Origin of the sequence: Herbaspirillum sp. AP02, from assembly GCF_015767275.1 — a bacterium.
In the GTDB taxonomy this organism is placed as follows: Bacteria; Pseudomonadota; Gammaproteobacteria; order Burkholderiales; family Burkholderiaceae_D; genus Herbaspirillum.
In genome coordinates, this window is the sequence record NZ_JADWMY010000004.1 from 217,173 (window position 1) to 232,851 (window position 15,679).

A 15,679-nucleotide genomic window follows, 5' to 3' on the forward strand; every position below is an offset into this window, starting at 1 on the left:
GTCGGGTTGGATGAGCAGATCAGGGCAGGAAGGCTTCGACCACCACCTCGGCGTCGGCCTGGCCCTCGAAACGGGCGGCGGTCTCCTCGATGCGGCGCAGCTGGTCCATGGCCGATGAGCAGGCGAAGCCGTATTTCTCGCGCACCCGCTCGCTGCCGATGTTGAGCGCGGTGGCACTTCGTTCGACGAAATCGGCCAGCCGATAATGGCTACCGGCTTGCAGGTGTTCCTTGACCACCAGCGAGGGCGAATAGCAGTCGCTGACGGTGTCGTCCGGCCAGCGGACGCGAAAGTGCATTTCAGGCATGGTGTTCCTCTTGGGGTGTTGCAGATGGGGCGCGCTGGCCCAGGTAATCGTGGTAAAGCTCAACATGGCGCCGCGCCGAGCGCGACCAGGAAAATCGCGCGCAGATCGCCTGGCCGGCCGCCACCATGGAGGCGCGGCCGGCCGGATCAAGCGCATGCGCAATGCCGGCGGCAATCGAGGCCGGGTCATGGGGATCGACCCAGGCGCAGCAACCGCCGTCCAGATATTCGGTAAAGGGGGCGATGCGCGAGACCACTGCCGGCACGCCGCTGGCCATGGCCTCCAGCACCACCAGGCCGAAGCCTTCCTTGAGCGAGGGAAACACCAGCGCATCGGCACAGCGAAACAGGGCCGGCATGTCGGCGTCCGGCACCTGGCCGAGTATGCGCAGCGCGCCCGGCGGCAGATCGGCAGCCTGTAGTTCATCCTGGAAACTGCGCTGGTAGTCGGCGTGGTCCAGCACGCTGGCGCCACCGGCAATCACCAGTTGCGCCTGCGGATAGACGCGCCGCAACCGCAGGAAGGCGCGCAGGATGCCCAAGGTGTTCTTGCGTGGCTCCACCCCGCCCACCGCCAGGAGCACCGGTGCGCCATCCAGTCCCAGTTCCTGGCGCAGCAGTTGGTCGCGCTGGACTGCCTGCGCGGCAAGTGTGGCGGTGTAGCGCTGCAGATCGACGCCGTTGGAGACCAGTTCGGCCCGCACCCCATGCTCGCGGGCCAGGATGTCCTGCCAGGTGCGGCTCACGCACAGCAACCGGTCAGCGGCGCGATAGCCGCGCTCCTGCCAGGCGTGCAGCCGCAGGTCGTCGAACTGGTCCAGGTGATGCACGGTGCGCACAAAGCCCGGGATCACGCCACGGGCAACCAGCGTGGCCAGGGCGTTGGCGCTGATCGAATCCTGGGCGTGGTAGAGATCGAAGCGGTCCATGCCGGGCTGTTCAAAGCAACGCAGATAGTCGTCGATGCGCTGGCGCACCATGTCCACCACGTCGGCGCAGTGCACCGTCCCCGGCACGGGATGAAAACCACAGGCAGCTTCGCGGAACAGACCGCGTCCACGGGCATCGGGTGCAAACAGCGTGGTCTCCTGCCCCAGGGCCTGCAGGCTCTCGGCCAGTTGCAGGGCATGCACCACGCCCCCCCGGGGATTGACCGAGTGGGTCAGCATGGCGATCCGCAGGGGCCGCATCAGGGCCGAGACTGGTCGCGTCATCACACACCACCCTGCCCGGCACGCACCGGGCCGCAGCCGATCAGGGCTTCTTCGGCCAGGTCCCAGAAGGTCTCGGTCTGGCCCTGCATGGACAGGCGCAGTGTGCGGCTGTCATCGATGCGGCCGATGGACGCGGCCGCCAGGCCTCGGGCGGCGAAGCGGCCCAGCACCTGTTCCAGGTCCGGCGCCGACACGCTGAGCAAAAATCCATAACTGGGAAAAGCCGTCAGCCAGCGCTGGAAATCCACACCCGGTGGGCAGGGAATGGCCTCCAGGTCGATCAGCGCGCCCTTGCCGGAGCACTCCAGCAGCATCAGCGCGGTACCGATCACGCCGGCCATGCTGATGTCCTTGGCGGCACTGGCCAGTCCGTCCTCGGCAATGGCCGGCAGCAATTCCAGATCGGCGCGCAGCCGTTCGGCGGGCGCGCCGGAGCTGGCGTTCCAGTAGGCATACGGCTCCTGGAAGCGGCCGCGCAGATCGATCACGGCCACCAGATGATCACCGCTGCGGGCGTCGAAGCTGGTCAGCAGGCGCCGGGCGCGACCGATGATGGACACCGACAACTGCTCGCGGTCGTTGCGGCGGTTGCTATGCCCACCCACCAGCGGCACGCCATACACGCGCGCGCCCTCGGCCAGCCCTTCCAGCACCGGCCGCGCGGCATCGCCGTCGCGGCTCCACAGGGCATCGACCACCGCCACCGGGCGCCCGCCCATGGCATAGATGTCGCTGACGTTGACCATCACGCCGCAATAGCCGGCAAACCACGGTTGCTGTTCGACGAATTCGTTGATGAAACCTTCGATGGCAAACAGCAGGTAGCCATCGCCATCAGGAATGGCGGCACAGTCGTCGCCCACCGCCAGGGTATGGCCCTGATGCCGCACCGCTGGCGCCGGGTCCAGCACCTGGACCACTGCATCGATATCGCGCTTGTGTGCGATACCACGGGCCGCGCGCAAGGTCGTCACGATCTGCGCCAGCGTGGGCGCGCTGTCTCGCGCATTCATGCTGCGCGCTCCTCGCGCTGGCCGGTCAGGAAGCCCTGCTCGCCATCGCTGATGGGCGGATAGAAGGCCAGGTCGGCCTGCATCTGGTGATGCGGCAGGCCGTGTACCTCGATCTCGGCCAGGGTCTGCCAGTGCAGGCGTCGGAACAACGGCGCGTTCTGGCTCTGCACCTGGGCCAGGAAGGTATGGCAGCCATGGGCATGGGCGGTGCAGACGGCCAGCCGGATCAGGCCGCTGCCGACCGAGCCGATGCGCCGCGCATGCTGCGCCACCGCCAGGCGCGAGCCGTGCCACACGCCGGGTGCGGATTCATGGATGCGCACGGTACCGACCACGCTGCGGCTGCCATCGGGCGCCTCCATCACGGCCACGATGGGCATGGCGATGGCGTCGATGGCGTCGGTATCGTCGTCCTGGAACACGCCCTGCTCGGCGCAGAACACTTCGCGTCGCAACTGGCGCGCCTGCTCGCGCTCCCACTTGTCCAGCGCCAGCTTGATGCGCACTACCGGGGCCGACGGCGCCGGCGCAGTGACGGGGGCAAGCGCTTTCTCGACCACATCGCTCATGATCACTTCCTTTCGAACGAAGACAGGGAGGAGCAGGCGCCGCACTTGCCGCAGCCGGCCTTGGCGTCACCGGAGCGCATGCCGGCCGCTTCCAGCATGCCGGCCAGCGGGCTCAACAGGCGCCGCATGGCAGCGGCGTCGGGCGAGGGATGGTCTTCCAGTGGGGTGCCGGAGATCGGCACGAAGGGCACCACGAAGGGATAGACACCCAGCGCGATCAGGCGCTCGCTCATGCCGAGGATGGCCTCGTCGCTGTCGCCCAGCCCGGCCAGGATGTAGGTGCTGACCTGGCCGCGACCGAAGACTTCGACCGCAGCCGCGAACGCGTCCATGTAGCGCTCCACCGGCACGCTGGCCTTGCCCGGCATGATGCGCTTGCGTACCTCGGGGGTGACCGCTTCCAGGTGCATGCCCAGGGTATCGATGCCGGCGTCGTGCATGCGGCGGAACCAGGCATCGTCGTCGGGCGGCTCGCACTGCCCCTGGATCGGCAGGTTCACCGCCGACTTCACGCCGAAGGCGCTCTCGCACAGGATCTGCGCGCCACGGTCGGTGGCGTTGGGCGTGCCGGTGGTCATCACCATGTGCTTGACGCCATCCAGCAGCACCGCGGCCCGCGCCACCTCGCCCAGTTGCTCGGGGGTCTTGCGCAGGATGGTGCGGCCGGCCGCCAGCGACTGGCCGATGGCGCAGAACTGGCAGGATTTGCGCCGGCTTTCATAGCGGATGCAGCTCTGCAGGATGGTGGTGGCCAGCACGTCGGCGCCGTGCAGCGTGGCGATCTTGCCGTAGGGGATGCCATCGAAGGTCTGCATCTTGTAGAAGCGCGGCTGGCGTGGGAAGGACACCACCCCCACCTCGACGCCATCGCGCAGGATGCGCGAGGCGCCATCCGCGCCCGGTTGCGTGGCCACATAGGGCGACGACCAGGAACCGGCCGTATGCACCGGGATCATCACGGTATGGCCGTCGACCGTCACCGCCTTGTGGTCCGACGGCCCTGCCCCGCCGCGCCGGCTTTGCGCGCCGGCAGTGGGATCGTCAAGACGCAGCCCTAAGGATTGCAGCTCCGAGATCAGCTCCATGGGCGCCTTGCGGCTCGAACGCTGGGGATGCAACTGGATGACGGCTGTCTGCATGATGGGGCCTCGCGGAAGATGGGATGACAGGAGAAGACTGTTCCGCCGGGAACAGGGAAGACATGGGGGAAGTACGGCGATCGTCGATCACCAGGTGCAGCAGTTCCGGGCGCGCATAGTGACCCACCGAATCCATCATGCGCTTGCGCTTGGTGACCAGTTCCATGTCGAGGTCGGCCACCAGGATGCCTTCGCCGCTGCGCAGGGGCTCGGCCAGCAGCTTGCCCTCCGGCGAGACGATGGCGGTACAGCAGCCGCCGCGCAGCGCCTTCTGCGCCTTGGGATCGGGTTCGATGGCGGCGATCTGTTCATCGGTCAGCCAGCCGGTGGCATTGATGACGAAGCAGCCCGCTTCCAGGGCGTGATGGCGGATGGTGACCTCCATCTGGTCGGCAAAGATCTGGCCGACCATGGAGCCGGGGAATTGCGCGCAGTGGATTTCCTCGTGCTGCGCCATCAGGCTGTAGCGTGCCAGCGGGTTGTAGTGTTCCCAGCAGGCCAGCGCACCCAGGCGCCCGACGGCGGTGGGCACGACCTTCAGGCCGCTGGCGTCGCCCTGGCCCCAGATCATGCGCTCGTGGTAGGTCGGCGTGATCTTGCGGCGCTTCAACACCAGCTCGCCATCGGCATCGAACACCAGTTGCGTGTTGTAGAGCGTGCCGTGGTCGCGTTCATTGACACCCAGCACGACCACCGTGCCATGCTGGCGTGCCGCAGCCGACACGGCCTGGGTGACCGGACCCGGCACCTCGACGGCGCGCTCGTAGAGCAGCAGGTGCTCGGGCCCGGACGCAAAGGGCGGCCGCACGAACGAAAAGTACGGATAGTAGGGAACGAAGGTTTCCGGAAACACCACCAGCTGCGCGCCTTGCGCAGCGGCGTCGGCGATGGCCTGGCAGACCTTGGCCACGGTGCCGTCGGCACTATCGAGGTCGGGCGCGATCTGCACCGCCGCCGCCCGTACCGTTCTCTTGTTGATGCTCATGGGCCGCCCTTCCGCTTACAGGGTCCAGGTGTCGAGGATGAAGGCGTTGTCGCGACGATGCAGCAACACCAGGTCCAGCACATCCAGCGGGTTGATCGGACGGATGCCCGGGATCAGCGAGGGTTCGCCGTGACCGTACAGGGCCTGCAGGGCGAAGCGGCAGGCATAGACCTTGCCGCCCTCTTCCATGAACTTGACGATCTGCTTGTTGAAGTTCTGGTGGCCGGGGAAGGCTTCATCGCCCAGGGTGGGGAAGCCACGCTGCACGCCCAGCGTCACGCCCGGACCGTACAGCAGGATGGAGGTTTCGAAACCCTTGCGCTTCAGACGCGTGGCCTGCAACAGGTTGACGAAACCGATCGAGCCTTCGAAGGCCACGGTATGGAAGGTCACCAGCGCTTTTTCACCCGGCTGGGCTTTGACGTCTTCGAATACCTTCTCTTCATAATCCACCAGGAAATCGCCGGGGGCGTGGGCTGCTTTGGTGACTGCGGGCATGGTGAGACTCCTCTTGATTGCTGTGGGTGGTCACTTGTGGAAGTGGTCCGGCGACGTTGCCGCGACGCTGGCATTGAATGCATCACGCGTGCCAACAATGCCCCGTCAATGCGGCAATTGACTGCATGAAAATCCCGTCAATCGCTGCCCGGCGATCCCGCTTCCAGCACGCTCGCGGCTTCCGGGGGAGACCTTCGCCGCAGGCTTTTCAGCACCCGCGCAGCAATCCATTCAATCGCTCCATACAATCGCGCAAACCCGCATGCACCCTGGAGTAGCAGCATGTTTAACCTTGGTGCAGGCACGCCGTCTTCGATGACACAAGGCGGTGCAGCGAGAGCCGCCTGGGCGCTGCATTGGATGGAATGCAAATTGCATTCAATGACGCCTGCCGATGCAGTCAATATTGAATCCGGGCAAGCTCAAGAAAGATCGGGAAGGATCGGGAGCGCCCAGGAACGCCGACCAAGGAATCGTCATGCCGAAGAACAGCACCATGTGGGTCCCCAAACTGAAAAAGGGCAGCGGCCCGCTCTACCTGGCCATCGCCAATGCCATTGCCGAGGATGTCGCCACCGGTCACCTGCAGGCCGAGCAGCGCCTGCCGCCGCAGCGCAAGCTGGCCGAAGCGCTGGACCTGGACTTCACCACGGTGGCCCGGGCGTATACAGAAGCACACCGGCGCGGGCTGGTCGATTCGGTGGTGGGACGCGGCACCTTCGTCTGTGGCAAGCGGCGCCCGCGCATCCCCCGCGTGACCGAGGGACGGCCCAACGTGGACATGTCCATGAACATGCCGCCCGAGCCGGAGTCGCCGGAACTGGTGGAACTGATGCAGGCGGGATGGAGCAAGGTCAACGGCAGGCTGCGCGACCTGATGCGCTACCAGGACTTCGGCGGTTCGCCCGAAGACCGCGAGGCCGGCGCCCTGTGGCTACGCCGGCGCGGGCTGGTGGTGGAACCGGAACGGGTGCTGGTCACCCCCGGCGCGCAATGCGCGCTGCTGGCGATCCTGACCATGCTGGTCGGGCCCGGTGGCGTGCTGTGCTGTGAAGACGTGACCTACCCCGGGCTACGTGCCCTGGCCGGGCAACTGGGCATCAAGCTGGTGGGCTTGCCGATGGACAACGAAGGCATCGACGCCGTGGCCTTTGCCGGCGCCTGCGCGCAATATGCGCCCAAGGCCCTGTACTGCAACCCGACGCTGTTGAACCCCACCACCTGCACCACCTCGCTGTCACGGCGCCAGGCGCTGGTGGACATCGCCCGTCACTACGAGGTCGCCATCATCGAGGACGACGCCTATGGCTTCCTGCCACGCTCCACCCCGCCGGCCATTGCCAGCCTGGGCAGCGAGCTGACCTTCTACGTCACCGGCCTGGCCAAGAGCGTGGGCGCCGGCCTGCGCATCGCCTACATGGTGGCGCCGGACACCCACTCGGCGGCGCGCCTGACAGCCTCGCTACGGGCCACCACGGTGATGGCCTCGCCCATCACCTCGACCCTGGCCACGCACTGGATACGCGATGGCGTGGCCGACCTGGCGCTGGCCAACATCCGCAAGGAATCCATGGCCCGCCAGAAGATCGCCGCCCGCATCCTGCCCCCGCACAGCTATGCCTCCGAAGCCGAGGCCTTCCATCTCTGGATCAAGCTGCGCGGCGGATGGCAGGCCGCCAGCTTCGCCGCCCAGATGCGCTCCTCCGGCATCGGCGTGGTGGCCAGCGACGCCTTTGCCGTAGGGGCCGCGCCGGAACAGGCAGTACGGGTCTGCATCGGCGGCGTAGCCAACCGCCACGACATCCAGCATGCGCTGGAGGTCATCCGCGATGCGCTCAATGAAGCGCCGCTGGCGCGGCCGGCGGTGGTGTAGTGTCGGCGGCAACCGCCTCGGCGGCGGCGCCAGCGACGTCCACCCATTGCGCCAGGAACACGCTCAGCTTGGCCTCGATATCACTATCGATGGTCTGCAGGCGCAGCAGATCGATCCCACTCTTGCGCAGGATGCTGTTCTTGAGCGCATCGCGTTCTCCTTGTTGCTGTCCCTGATGCAAGCCACCATCCACTTCGATCACCCCCAGCGGCTGCTTGCCCACCTTGAAATAGATCACGAAGTCGCAACTGGCCTGTTGCGCCATGAATTCAAGCTCGCGGGGTGTCATGGCGGGATTGCGGGCGGACGCCAGCTGGTGCAGGCGGACCTGGCAATGGAAGCGCAAGCCGGCAAAGCGCGTGCTTGCCAGCCGTTCTCGCAACAGCTGCGCCACGATCTGCTCCGACCGGAAGTGCGAATCGCTGCTGCGCAGGCTGGCGGCCAGCCTGGCGAGTGAGCGATCGTATTCCTGGTACAGCAGGTCGAAGGCCGACACCACCGGCGCGCGTCGCACTTGCGCCTGGTCTGCGTAGTATTCGATATAGCGGATCAGTGCGGCCACCGGCCCATTGCGCTGGGCGAAGACCTCATCGCCGGTCACCAGGGTGAATCTCCGCTTGGCCCGCGATACGGCGACATTGACCATCTGTGCCGCGTCGACGAAGCCGGACATCGACTGGCTGCTGCGTTTCTTGTCCAGCACGGTCGAGAAGACCATTTCCTCGCATTCCCGGCCCTGGAATTTGTGCACGGTATCGCTGACGAAATCCGGCGGCAGTTGCGCGCCGGCCAGCTTCACCTGGGCCCTGAAGGGCGCGAGGAAGCCGCGTCCCTGGGCATCCACTCCGCTGCGCTCACCGGCCTCATCCAGCACTGCCAGCAGGGATTCGATTTCCCTCAGATTGGTCGTGGTGCGCGTGTGATTACCCTTGGCCGTGACGATCAGGTGCAGGGGCTCGCTGCCATCGTCAGGCGTCATCGGGATCAGGGCATTGTCATAGAACTGCTGGTTGCAGAACTGGATGATGCGCGGATGGCAGCGGTAATGCTCCTTGAGCAGGGTCCGCGGCAGCGCATCGCCAAACACCGCCATCACCGAATCGAGCAGGCTCAGCCGCTCGCAGTCATAGGCCGGCGATGGCGCCGGCTTGCCCAGTACCACCGGAATATGCGGCAACTGCCGACGGTCCCCGACGACGATCAGGTTGCGTGCGCAGCCCAGGCCCAGGATGCCAGGCAGGATGTCCTGCTGGGACGCCTCGTCGATGATGACGTAGTCCAGCATGGCACCCTCGGCCAGCGAATTGATGATGGAATGGGTACTGCTGGCAATGATCGGATAGCGTGCCAGAAAATCGCCGAAGTCTGCCTGATAGGTATCGATCCCGAAGGCTTGCGAATCGGGGGCGCTGCTATGCAGATGTTGCTTGAGGCAGAGCATGGAATCCCGGCGCACCCGCTCCAGCGAGGCATCGAAGTTTCCCTCTTTCAGGGTCGCCATGCAGGTCGCCAGCTCGCTCTCCTTCTCTTGTAGCTGGCGCTGGTAGAAGTGGGCCTGCAGGGCATGGAAGCTGCGTGCGCGCTGGGCGCCGGCAGCGAAGGGAGCGACGCGGACGATGCCGAAGCGCAACAGCAGGCTGAACCGTTCGCGCAGTCCGATCGACCTCTGCCCCAGATGCGACAGGTAGGCCATGAGATCGGCCGCGCTGGCGGGCGTCAATCGGTAACGTTCCAGTGCCGGCCCCGCTGGCACGCCGTTTTCATCATGCCACTGCTGCAGATAGCGCTGCTCGACCTGCAACTCCTGGATCTCGGCCTTGAGCTGGGCTGCGCGGTTGTGGGCGTGCAGGTACTGCTTGAGGCGAATGACGGCGGCGTCGATTTCTTCCAGCGCGGGTGCGGGCAATGGGGGTTCCGACGGCACCGCAGGCGGGGATTCAAAGAATGCGGTGCGCTTTTCCTTGCTGCCGAGTTTGGCCACCAGATAATCCAGACTGGATTGTTGCAGCTTCTCGACCACGTTATCCACGGCCGAATTGTTGTTGGAAAGGATGGCGACCGTTTCGCCACGCAACAGGATGTTGGCAACGATATTGAGGATGGTCTGGGTCTTGCCGGTACCGGGAGGACCTTCGATCACGCTGACCTGCGAACGGAAGGCCTGCTCCACCGCCTCGATCTGGCTGGCATTGACGCCGAAGGGGAAGATCAATGGTCGGGAGAGTTCACGGCTGCGGTTCGCGCCACTGCAATAGGCCTGCAGGGCGCTGTCCGGATGGGCTGGCAGCTTGTTGAGCTGGCGCAGTACGTTATCGGCAATGCGGTCCTGATCCGGCGAGGCCTCGCCGCCCTGCTCGCCCCGGGCCTGCGCAACGGCCAGGAAATAACGGAAGACCGGTGTCTGCTTGAGGTTGGTCTCGGCCACCACGATGACATCATCCAGACGGTGGAGATAGCGCTTGCGGTTACCGGCATAGCTGACGATCACATACTTGTTTCCATAGATCGTGGCTTGCTCCAACCGCTTGGCCGCCCGCCCCCTGTCCTTGTTAAGCCAGGCGCTACCCAGTTCCCGGGTGGGTGAGATGCGGCATTCGGCCAGCGGCAGACTGAAGGATTTGGTGCTGTGGAAGTAGCAGGTCAGGAACCAGGCCTGATGCTTGTCGCTCCAGTAAATCTTCCAGTCATGGATTTGTGCAGTCCGGTCTTCGCCCCGAAGATGGATGGTTACCGCTGACATCGCCGCCCCCTGCGCTTGCCCGCTGCCACCAACGCCATCGGAGGACAATGTCGGGCAGCAGGTCATTGATATGTTTGCCTTGCGGCAAATTAGAGGCGTTATCATGCCACCAGCGTGCCGGCTTGTCAGCCAGGCCTGCGGCTGCAGGATGATCGGCGCTAAGCCCAAGGAGGCGCCGCTGCCGTCACCGCTGGTGTTGCAGCGGGCGGCAGAGGGCTGAAGCGCCCATTCATGAGGACCGCAATCGCCAGCAGCAGGCCTTCGTCAAAGTGAGACGAACGTTTATTAACTTGTTATGCACCCAACCGTATAGGGTTCCACGATGTCACAGGCTCCCGTCGCACTTATCACAGGCTCAACTTCTGGCATCGGTGTGGCAATTGCCCGCCGGCTCGCAAGCGAAGGCTATTCAATCGTATTGCACTCGCGCAATTCGGTAGAGGCCGGGCAACGACTGGCGCTCGAACTCGGATCGGCCATCTATGTGCAAGCTGATCTGGCTAATGATGACGACAGAGTGCGACTGATCCGCGAAGCGATAGCATCTTGGGGGCGGCTGGATGTCCTGGTTAATAACGCAGGAATCAGCCGTGTTATTTCGCACCAGGATTTGGCTGCCGCAACGCCAGATGTGTGGCATGAGCTCTATGAAGTGAACGTGGTTGCTCCTTTTCGTTTGATCGCTGAGGCTGAATCGGCCTTGCGTGATTCGAAACGCTTCGGTCGACCCGGCTGCATAGTCAACATCAGCTCCCATGCTGGCGTCCGCCCGAAGGGCGCATCGATTCCATATTCAGCGACCAAGGCGGCCTTGAATCATATGACCCGGCTACTCGCTGTTTCACTTGCGCCTGACATCCGAGTAAATGCTGTCGCCCCGGGATTGGTCGATACACCACTGACCGCAGACTGGACCCAGGCGCAGCAAATCTGGAAGGAGCGCTCGCCGATGCGCCGATCTGCCAGTCCGGCGGACATCGCCCAAGCCGTTGCGATGTTGGTCGCATCGGACTATCTCACTGGTGAAATCCTGCTATCGGATGGCGGATTGAATCTTACCTAGTGTGCTCATCAAGAGTGGTCTGCGGCGTCAAGTTCAGTTGACAGTCCGCTTATTCAACGATAGCAATCGGCCAGGCTCAGATTTCTGATCCTGCGCATGCGCTCTGCAAAAAACAACCGTCACATGCCAGGTGGAAGAGCGTGCAGCGCTCAGCACGGTAGCTCAAACACGTAACACGATCTTGCTTCGCAAATAGGAGACCTTGCTAAACGACTTGGCCTGGTATATGGTTGTGATACGCAACCATATGCAGAATCTCAAAGGAACGTATCAATGGTTGCCGCTTTGACCAGAGCCATTTCTGGCCATTCAACTCTGAGGGTCGGTGCCGTGAGGCCGGTGGTGGCGGGCCAGAAACCTGAAGGGATGGGAACGTCTAACCGAGATAAGTCATGGGCACAGATAATCGGTTTTCTCGCATCGGGTTCGTAGGGGCTGGCAAAGTCGCCCAGACGCTCGCGGAAGCATTTTCACGGGCCGGACATTCTGTTGTGGTGGTTTGCAGCAGAAGCGATATCAATCTCGCCCAATTTCACGCACGCTGCCCAGATGCCAGAATAGTGAGCTCGCCTCAGGAAGTGGCAGATCAAGCATCCCTCGTCTTTCTGACCGTACCCGACGATGTGATCGGCAAAGTCTGTGAAGCGGCATCGTGGACGCCTGGAACGGCCGTAGTCCATTGCTCGGGCGCCACCGAAGTTGCGGCGCTGTCATCTGCAAAAGAACTGGGCGCTTTCATTGGTGGATTTCATCCTCTGCAAATGTTTGCAGATCCAGATGTAGCCCTTTCAGGCCTCCCAGGTTGCACTGTCGGAATTGAAGCGGAAGAAGCCTTGCTGGAAAAATTGGAAGCATTGGCACGGAGCATCGGATGTGTACCGATGGCTCTGCCGGCTGGTATCCGCCCGCTTTATCATGCATCAGCCTATTACGTGGGTCCCTTCTTGATTGCACTGTTGAAAGAGGGTGCGAAGTTGTGGGCGCACTTTGGTGCGTCGGAGCGTCAAGCCATGGATGCACTGATGCCGCTGCTCCGGGGCAGCGTCGCAGCCGTGCAGCACGCTGGACTCGCACAGGGCATGGGAGGTTGCGTCGCGCGGGGCGATATAGGAACGATCCGCAAGCATGTGGCCTCACTGGACGAAACGGACCCAAGCGCTGCTGGCTTGTATCGAGAGCTTGCTTTGCGCAACATTCCACTAGCGCTGGAACGCGGCACAATAGACGCATTACGGGGACAGCAAATCGAGGAGCTTCTCAAACGAGCAAACCGCTGCTAGAACGTCGTGAATTATTGGGAATGTCCGACTCAGGCCGGAAACAGCCATGTCTGATTTGACCTTCGTTTTCCGGTCTCCCTCGACCAGCAGCGTTCTCGCGCAAGCAAGGCTACCGTTGGCAGAGATCCCTCGGCCAAGCGACCATACGATCATCGACTGGCTGTTGATGACCCATTTGAAAACGCGCCCGCCGAGATAGGGTGATGAGTCGCCATACCAGGCATCAGTGTGAAAGAATCTTGGAAAGAAACTGTCTGCTACGCACTGAATGACCGTTGTCGCCACCAAAGAAATCATCCTTGCTGCGGTCTTCGACGATGCTTCCCTGGTCCATGAAGATCACACGATGCGCCACCTTGCGGGCAAATCCCATTTCATGGGTAACGCAGACCATGGTCATGCCTTCCTGCGCGAGCTCCACCATGACATCCAGGACCTCGTTGACCATTTCGGGATCGAGTGCCGAGGTGGGTTCGTCGAACAGCATGCAAATCGGATCCATCGCCAGTGCGCGCGCGATCGCAACGCGCTGCTGCTGCCCTCCGGACAACTGACCCGGGTATTTCCCCGCATGTGCTTTCAGGCCAACGCGCTCGAGATATCTCATGGCATGCTGATGGGCCTCGTCCTTCTTTCGGCGCAGTACCTTCACCTGCGCCAAGGTCAGGTTATCGGTGATCGTCAGATGGGGAAACAACTCGAAATGCTGAAACACCATGCCTACCCGCGAGCGTAATGCGGGCAGATTCGTGCTGCGGTCGTTGACCTTGATGCCGTCGACCGTAATGCGGCCTTCCTGAATCGGTTCCAGCGCATTGATGGTCTTGATCAGTGTCGACTTGCCAGAACCCGAAGGTCCGCAGACCACCACCACTTCTCCTTTGGCAATCGTGGCGTTGCAGCCGGAGAGCACCTTGAAGTCACCGTAGTACTTCGATACATCTTGCAGCGTGATCATGTTGCGACTTTCTTCCTGTAACGCTTGACCATCAAGGACATGGAAAAGCAGATGATGAAATACACCGCACCTGCGACAAACAGCATTTCGATGATGCGGCCATTGCGCTCGCCGATGCTGTAGGCGCGTCCGAAGAAATCGGCCAGCGCACTCACATACACCAGTGACGTATCCTGGAACAGGACGATACCTTGCGTCAGCAGAAGTGGCACCATGTTGCGGAAGGCCTGGGGCAGGATCACCATGCCCATGGCCTGCGGATAGGTCAGGCCCAGGGCATAGGCGGCCGCCATCTGTCCCCGCGACACGCTATTGATGCCGGCCCGGATGATCTCGGCGTAATACGCCGCTTCGAACAGCGCAAACGCCACCAGGGCCGAGGTCATGCGCAGATCGTTGGCCGGCGACAGACCGAACAGCTTCTGCAGCAACTGCGGCACGATCAGGAAGAACCACAACAACACCATCACCAGCGGGATGGAGCGGAACAGATTCACGTAGCCGGCGGCGAACCATTGCAAGGGACCATGCCTGGACAGCCGCATCATCGCCAGCAGCGTCCCCCAGACCATGCCGAACACAATGGCGACCAGAGTGATCTTGAGCGAGACCAGCATACCATCGCCGAGCACCTTGAGTGCCGCCGGTGTCACCGCGCTGAAATCGAATTCGTATGCCATGCCTGTCTCCTCTACTTTCCGGCCATGCCGGGCAAGCTGGTCTTGCGTTCCAGTATCCGCATCAGCGACATGACAGCAATATTGATCAGCATATAGGCCAGCGTGACCGCGATGAATGCCTCATAAGGCTGGGCGGTGTAGTCCACCAGTTGACGCCCTTGCGCGGCAAGTTCCAGCAGGCCGATGGTGGACGCCACGGCAGAATTCTTGAAGATGTTGAGGAATTCGGACGTCAGCGGTGGCAGCACAATGCGCATGGCCATCGGCAACAGCACGAAACGGTAGGTTTGCCCCAGTGTCAGGCCGAGCGCCAGACCCGCGCCTTTCTGGCCGCGCGGCAAGGATTCGATGCCCGAGCGCACCTGTTCGCAGACACGGGCCGCCGTGAACATGCCCAGGCACAGCATCGCCATCAAGAACTGTTGCGTCATCGGCGGCAGCGCTTTGACTGCATCGCCCCAGGGCAGCAGTTCCGGCATGGCGAAATACCAGATGAAGATCTGCACCAGCAACGGCACATTGCGAAACAGCTCCACATAGCAGGCGGCAAAACCGGATAAGGCACGGTTGGGCAGTGTGCGCAGGATGCCGAGGAAGGTGCCCAGGGCCAGCGCCAAACCCCAGGCAGACAGGCCAAGCGCGATCGTGACCCCGAGGCCCGAAAGAAGCCAGTCCAGATAGGTCTGCCCGGCGCTGGGCGCCTGAAGGAATACTGACCATTGCCATTGATATGCCATCGTTACTTCCTTTTCCAGTGCTCAGGACGCCGCTTCGGCGAAGGGCAAGTCTGCCTCGCCCTGCCCTTCGGCACGCATGCCGAACGTGTTCAAGGTCATCGCCACCAGGGCGTAGTAGCCCAGCAATCCCGCCAGATTGACCACCACCGGCAAGCCGAACATCGCAACGGCGGTTGCATAGGTCGGCTCGGAAACACGCTTGTCGCGGTATAGCTCATTGGCGAAGGACCAGATTGCCCGTTCATCGTCCTGGCGGAAATCCGGCGTCGCACCCTCACGAATCTGTTCTGCAATCTCCGGTGCAAGACCGGCTTCCAGGGCGATTGGCAGGTGGATGTGCCATTCCGCCTGCGATCGCCATGCGGCTGCCGTCACCAGAATGGCCAGTTCCGACAATCGCAGCGGCAGGCCCGTCTGGTAGCGACAGAACGCGCCAAGCCGCTGTGCCAGTTCGCCCAGTGCAGGACTATGGATCCAGGCCACAAAAGGACCGTTGAGGTTCTTGCGCGGTCCGGCAAGAATGGCCTCGAGCATGGCGGTCTGCTCCGGCGTCATCTGTTCATGGGCGATGGGTGGCAGGCGGCTGGGCATGGTCATACGGTTCTCCTGAAGCATGGATGTAGC

15 protein-coding genes are annotated in these 15,679 nt (G+C 63.0%); 3 read left to right on the forward strand and 12 right to left on the reverse strand.

All coding sequences use genetic code 11. The annotated features are described in order from the left end of the window. Positions 1–19 precede the first annotated feature (19 nt). From I5R65_RS11235 to I5R65_RS11265, 7 genes are read right to left on the reverse strand one after another with little or no spacing between them, the layout of a single operon-like run. Positions 20–307: an MSMEG_0570 family nitrogen starvation response protein gene (locus tag I5R65_RS11235; RefSeq protein WP_180669739.1), complete on the reverse strand. Its 288-nt coding sequence runs from the start codon at positions 305–307 to the stop codon at positions 20–22. After that, positions 300–1,520 carry an MSMEG_0565 family glycosyltransferase gene (locus tag I5R65_RS11240; protein ID WP_180669741.1) on the reverse strand — a complete coding sequence of 407 codons (1,221 nt, stop codon included), beginning with the start codon at positions 1,518–1,520 and terminating at the stop codon, positions 300–302. Before I5R65_RS11240 ends, I5R65_RS11235 begins: the two co-directional genes overlap by 8 nt. Next, complete coding sequence (locus I5R65_RS11245) at positions 1,520–2,533, reverse strand: sll0787 family AIR synthase-like protein (protein ID WP_180669743.1); 1,014 nt, start codon at positions 2,531–2,533, stop codon at positions 1,520–1,522. The genes I5R65_RS11240 and I5R65_RS11245 overlap by 1 nt, the downstream gene beginning before the upstream one ends. Beyond that, positions 2,530–3,102, reverse strand: a complete 573-nt coding sequence (locus I5R65_RS11250; RefSeq protein ID WP_180669744.1) for an MSMEG_0567/Sll0786 family nitrogen starvation N-acetyltransferase — start codon at positions 3,100–3,102, stop codon at positions 2,530–2,532. Before I5R65_RS11250 ends, I5R65_RS11245 begins: the two co-directional genes overlap by 4 nt. A gap of 2 nt (positions 3,103–3,104) precedes the next feature. After that, positions 3,105–4,187 carry an MSMEG_0568 family radical SAM protein gene (locus I5R65_RS11255; protein ID WP_006463018.1) on the reverse strand — a complete coding sequence of 361 codons (1,083 nt, stop codon included), beginning with the start codon at positions 4,185–4,187 and terminating at the stop codon, positions 3,105–3,107. After that, positions 4,144–5,226, reverse strand: coding sequence for a Nit6803 family nitrilase (locus I5R65_RS11260; protein WP_006463017.1), 1,083 nt, complete (start codon positions 5,224–5,226; stop codon positions 4,144–4,146). The genes I5R65_RS11255 and I5R65_RS11260 overlap by 44 nt, the downstream gene beginning before the upstream one ends. Positions 5,227–5,241: 15 nt before the next feature. After that, positions 5,242–5,724, reverse strand: coding sequence for an MSMEG_0572/Sll0783 family nitrogen starvation response protein (locus I5R65_RS11265; RefSeq protein WP_006463016.1), 483 nt, complete (start codon positions 5,722–5,724; stop codon positions 5,242–5,244). 478 nt (positions 5,725–6,202) lie between these two features. Between I5R65_RS11265 and I5R65_RS11270 the strand changes: the two genes are divergently transcribed. Continuing rightward, a complete protein-coding gene (locus I5R65_RS11270) occupies positions 6,203–7,597 on the forward strand; it encodes a PLP-dependent aminotransferase family protein (protein ID WP_180669746.1) in 1,395 nt (464 codons plus the stop codon). Here I5R65_RS11270 and I5R65_RS11275 read toward each other — a convergent pair. Beyond that, complete coding sequence (locus tag I5R65_RS11275) at positions 7,560–10,337, reverse strand: AAA domain-containing protein (protein WP_180669748.1); 2,778 nt, start codon at positions 10,335–10,337, stop codon at positions 7,560–7,562. The genes I5R65_RS11270 and I5R65_RS11275 overlap by 38 nt on opposite strands. Positions 10,338–10,659: 322 nt before the next feature. Between I5R65_RS11275 and I5R65_RS11280 the strand changes: the two genes are divergently transcribed. Together I5R65_RS11280 and I5R65_RS11285 are read left to right on the forward strand one after the other, a co-directional pair. After that, complete coding sequence (locus I5R65_RS11280) at positions 10,660–11,400, forward strand: SDR family NAD(P)-dependent oxidoreductase (protein WP_180669750.1); 741 nt, start codon at positions 10,660–10,662, stop codon at positions 11,398–11,400. 392 nt (positions 11,401–11,792) lie between these two features. Then, positions 11,793–12,680: a Rossmann-like and DUF2520 domain-containing protein gene (locus I5R65_RS11285; RefSeq protein ID WP_180669752.1), complete on the forward strand. Its 888-nt coding sequence runs from the start codon at positions 11,793–11,795 to the stop codon at positions 12,678–12,680. Between the two features lie 223 nt (positions 12,681–12,903). Here I5R65_RS11285 and I5R65_RS11290 read toward each other — a convergent pair whose 3' ends face one another. From I5R65_RS11290 to I5R65_RS11305, 4 genes are read right to left on the reverse strand one after another with little or no spacing between them, the layout of a single operon-like run. Continuing rightward, on the reverse strand, positions 12,904–13,638 hold the full coding sequence (locus I5R65_RS11290) for an amino acid ABC transporter ATP-binding protein (RefSeq protein ID WP_180669754.1): 735 nt from the start codon (positions 13,636–13,638) through the stop codon (positions 12,904–12,906). Next, a complete protein-coding gene (gltK, locus tag I5R65_RS11295; protein ID WP_180669756.1) occupies positions 13,635–14,318 on the reverse strand; it encodes a glutamate/aspartate ABC transporter permease GltK in 684 nt (227 codons plus the stop codon). Before gltK ends, I5R65_RS11290 begins: the two co-directional genes overlap by 4 nt. 11 nt (positions 14,319–14,329) lie before the next feature. Then, positions 14,330–15,055, reverse strand: coding sequence for an amino acid ABC transporter permease (locus I5R65_RS11300; protein ID WP_180669758.1), 726 nt, complete (start codon positions 15,053–15,055; stop codon positions 14,330–14,332). A gap of 21 nt (positions 15,056–15,076) precedes the next feature. After that, positions 15,077–15,646: a carboxymuconolactone decarboxylase family protein gene (locus I5R65_RS11305; protein WP_370460988.1), complete on the reverse strand. Its 570-nt coding sequence runs from the start codon at positions 15,644–15,646 to the stop codon at positions 15,077–15,079. Positions 15,647–15,679: the final 33 nt, after the last annotated feature.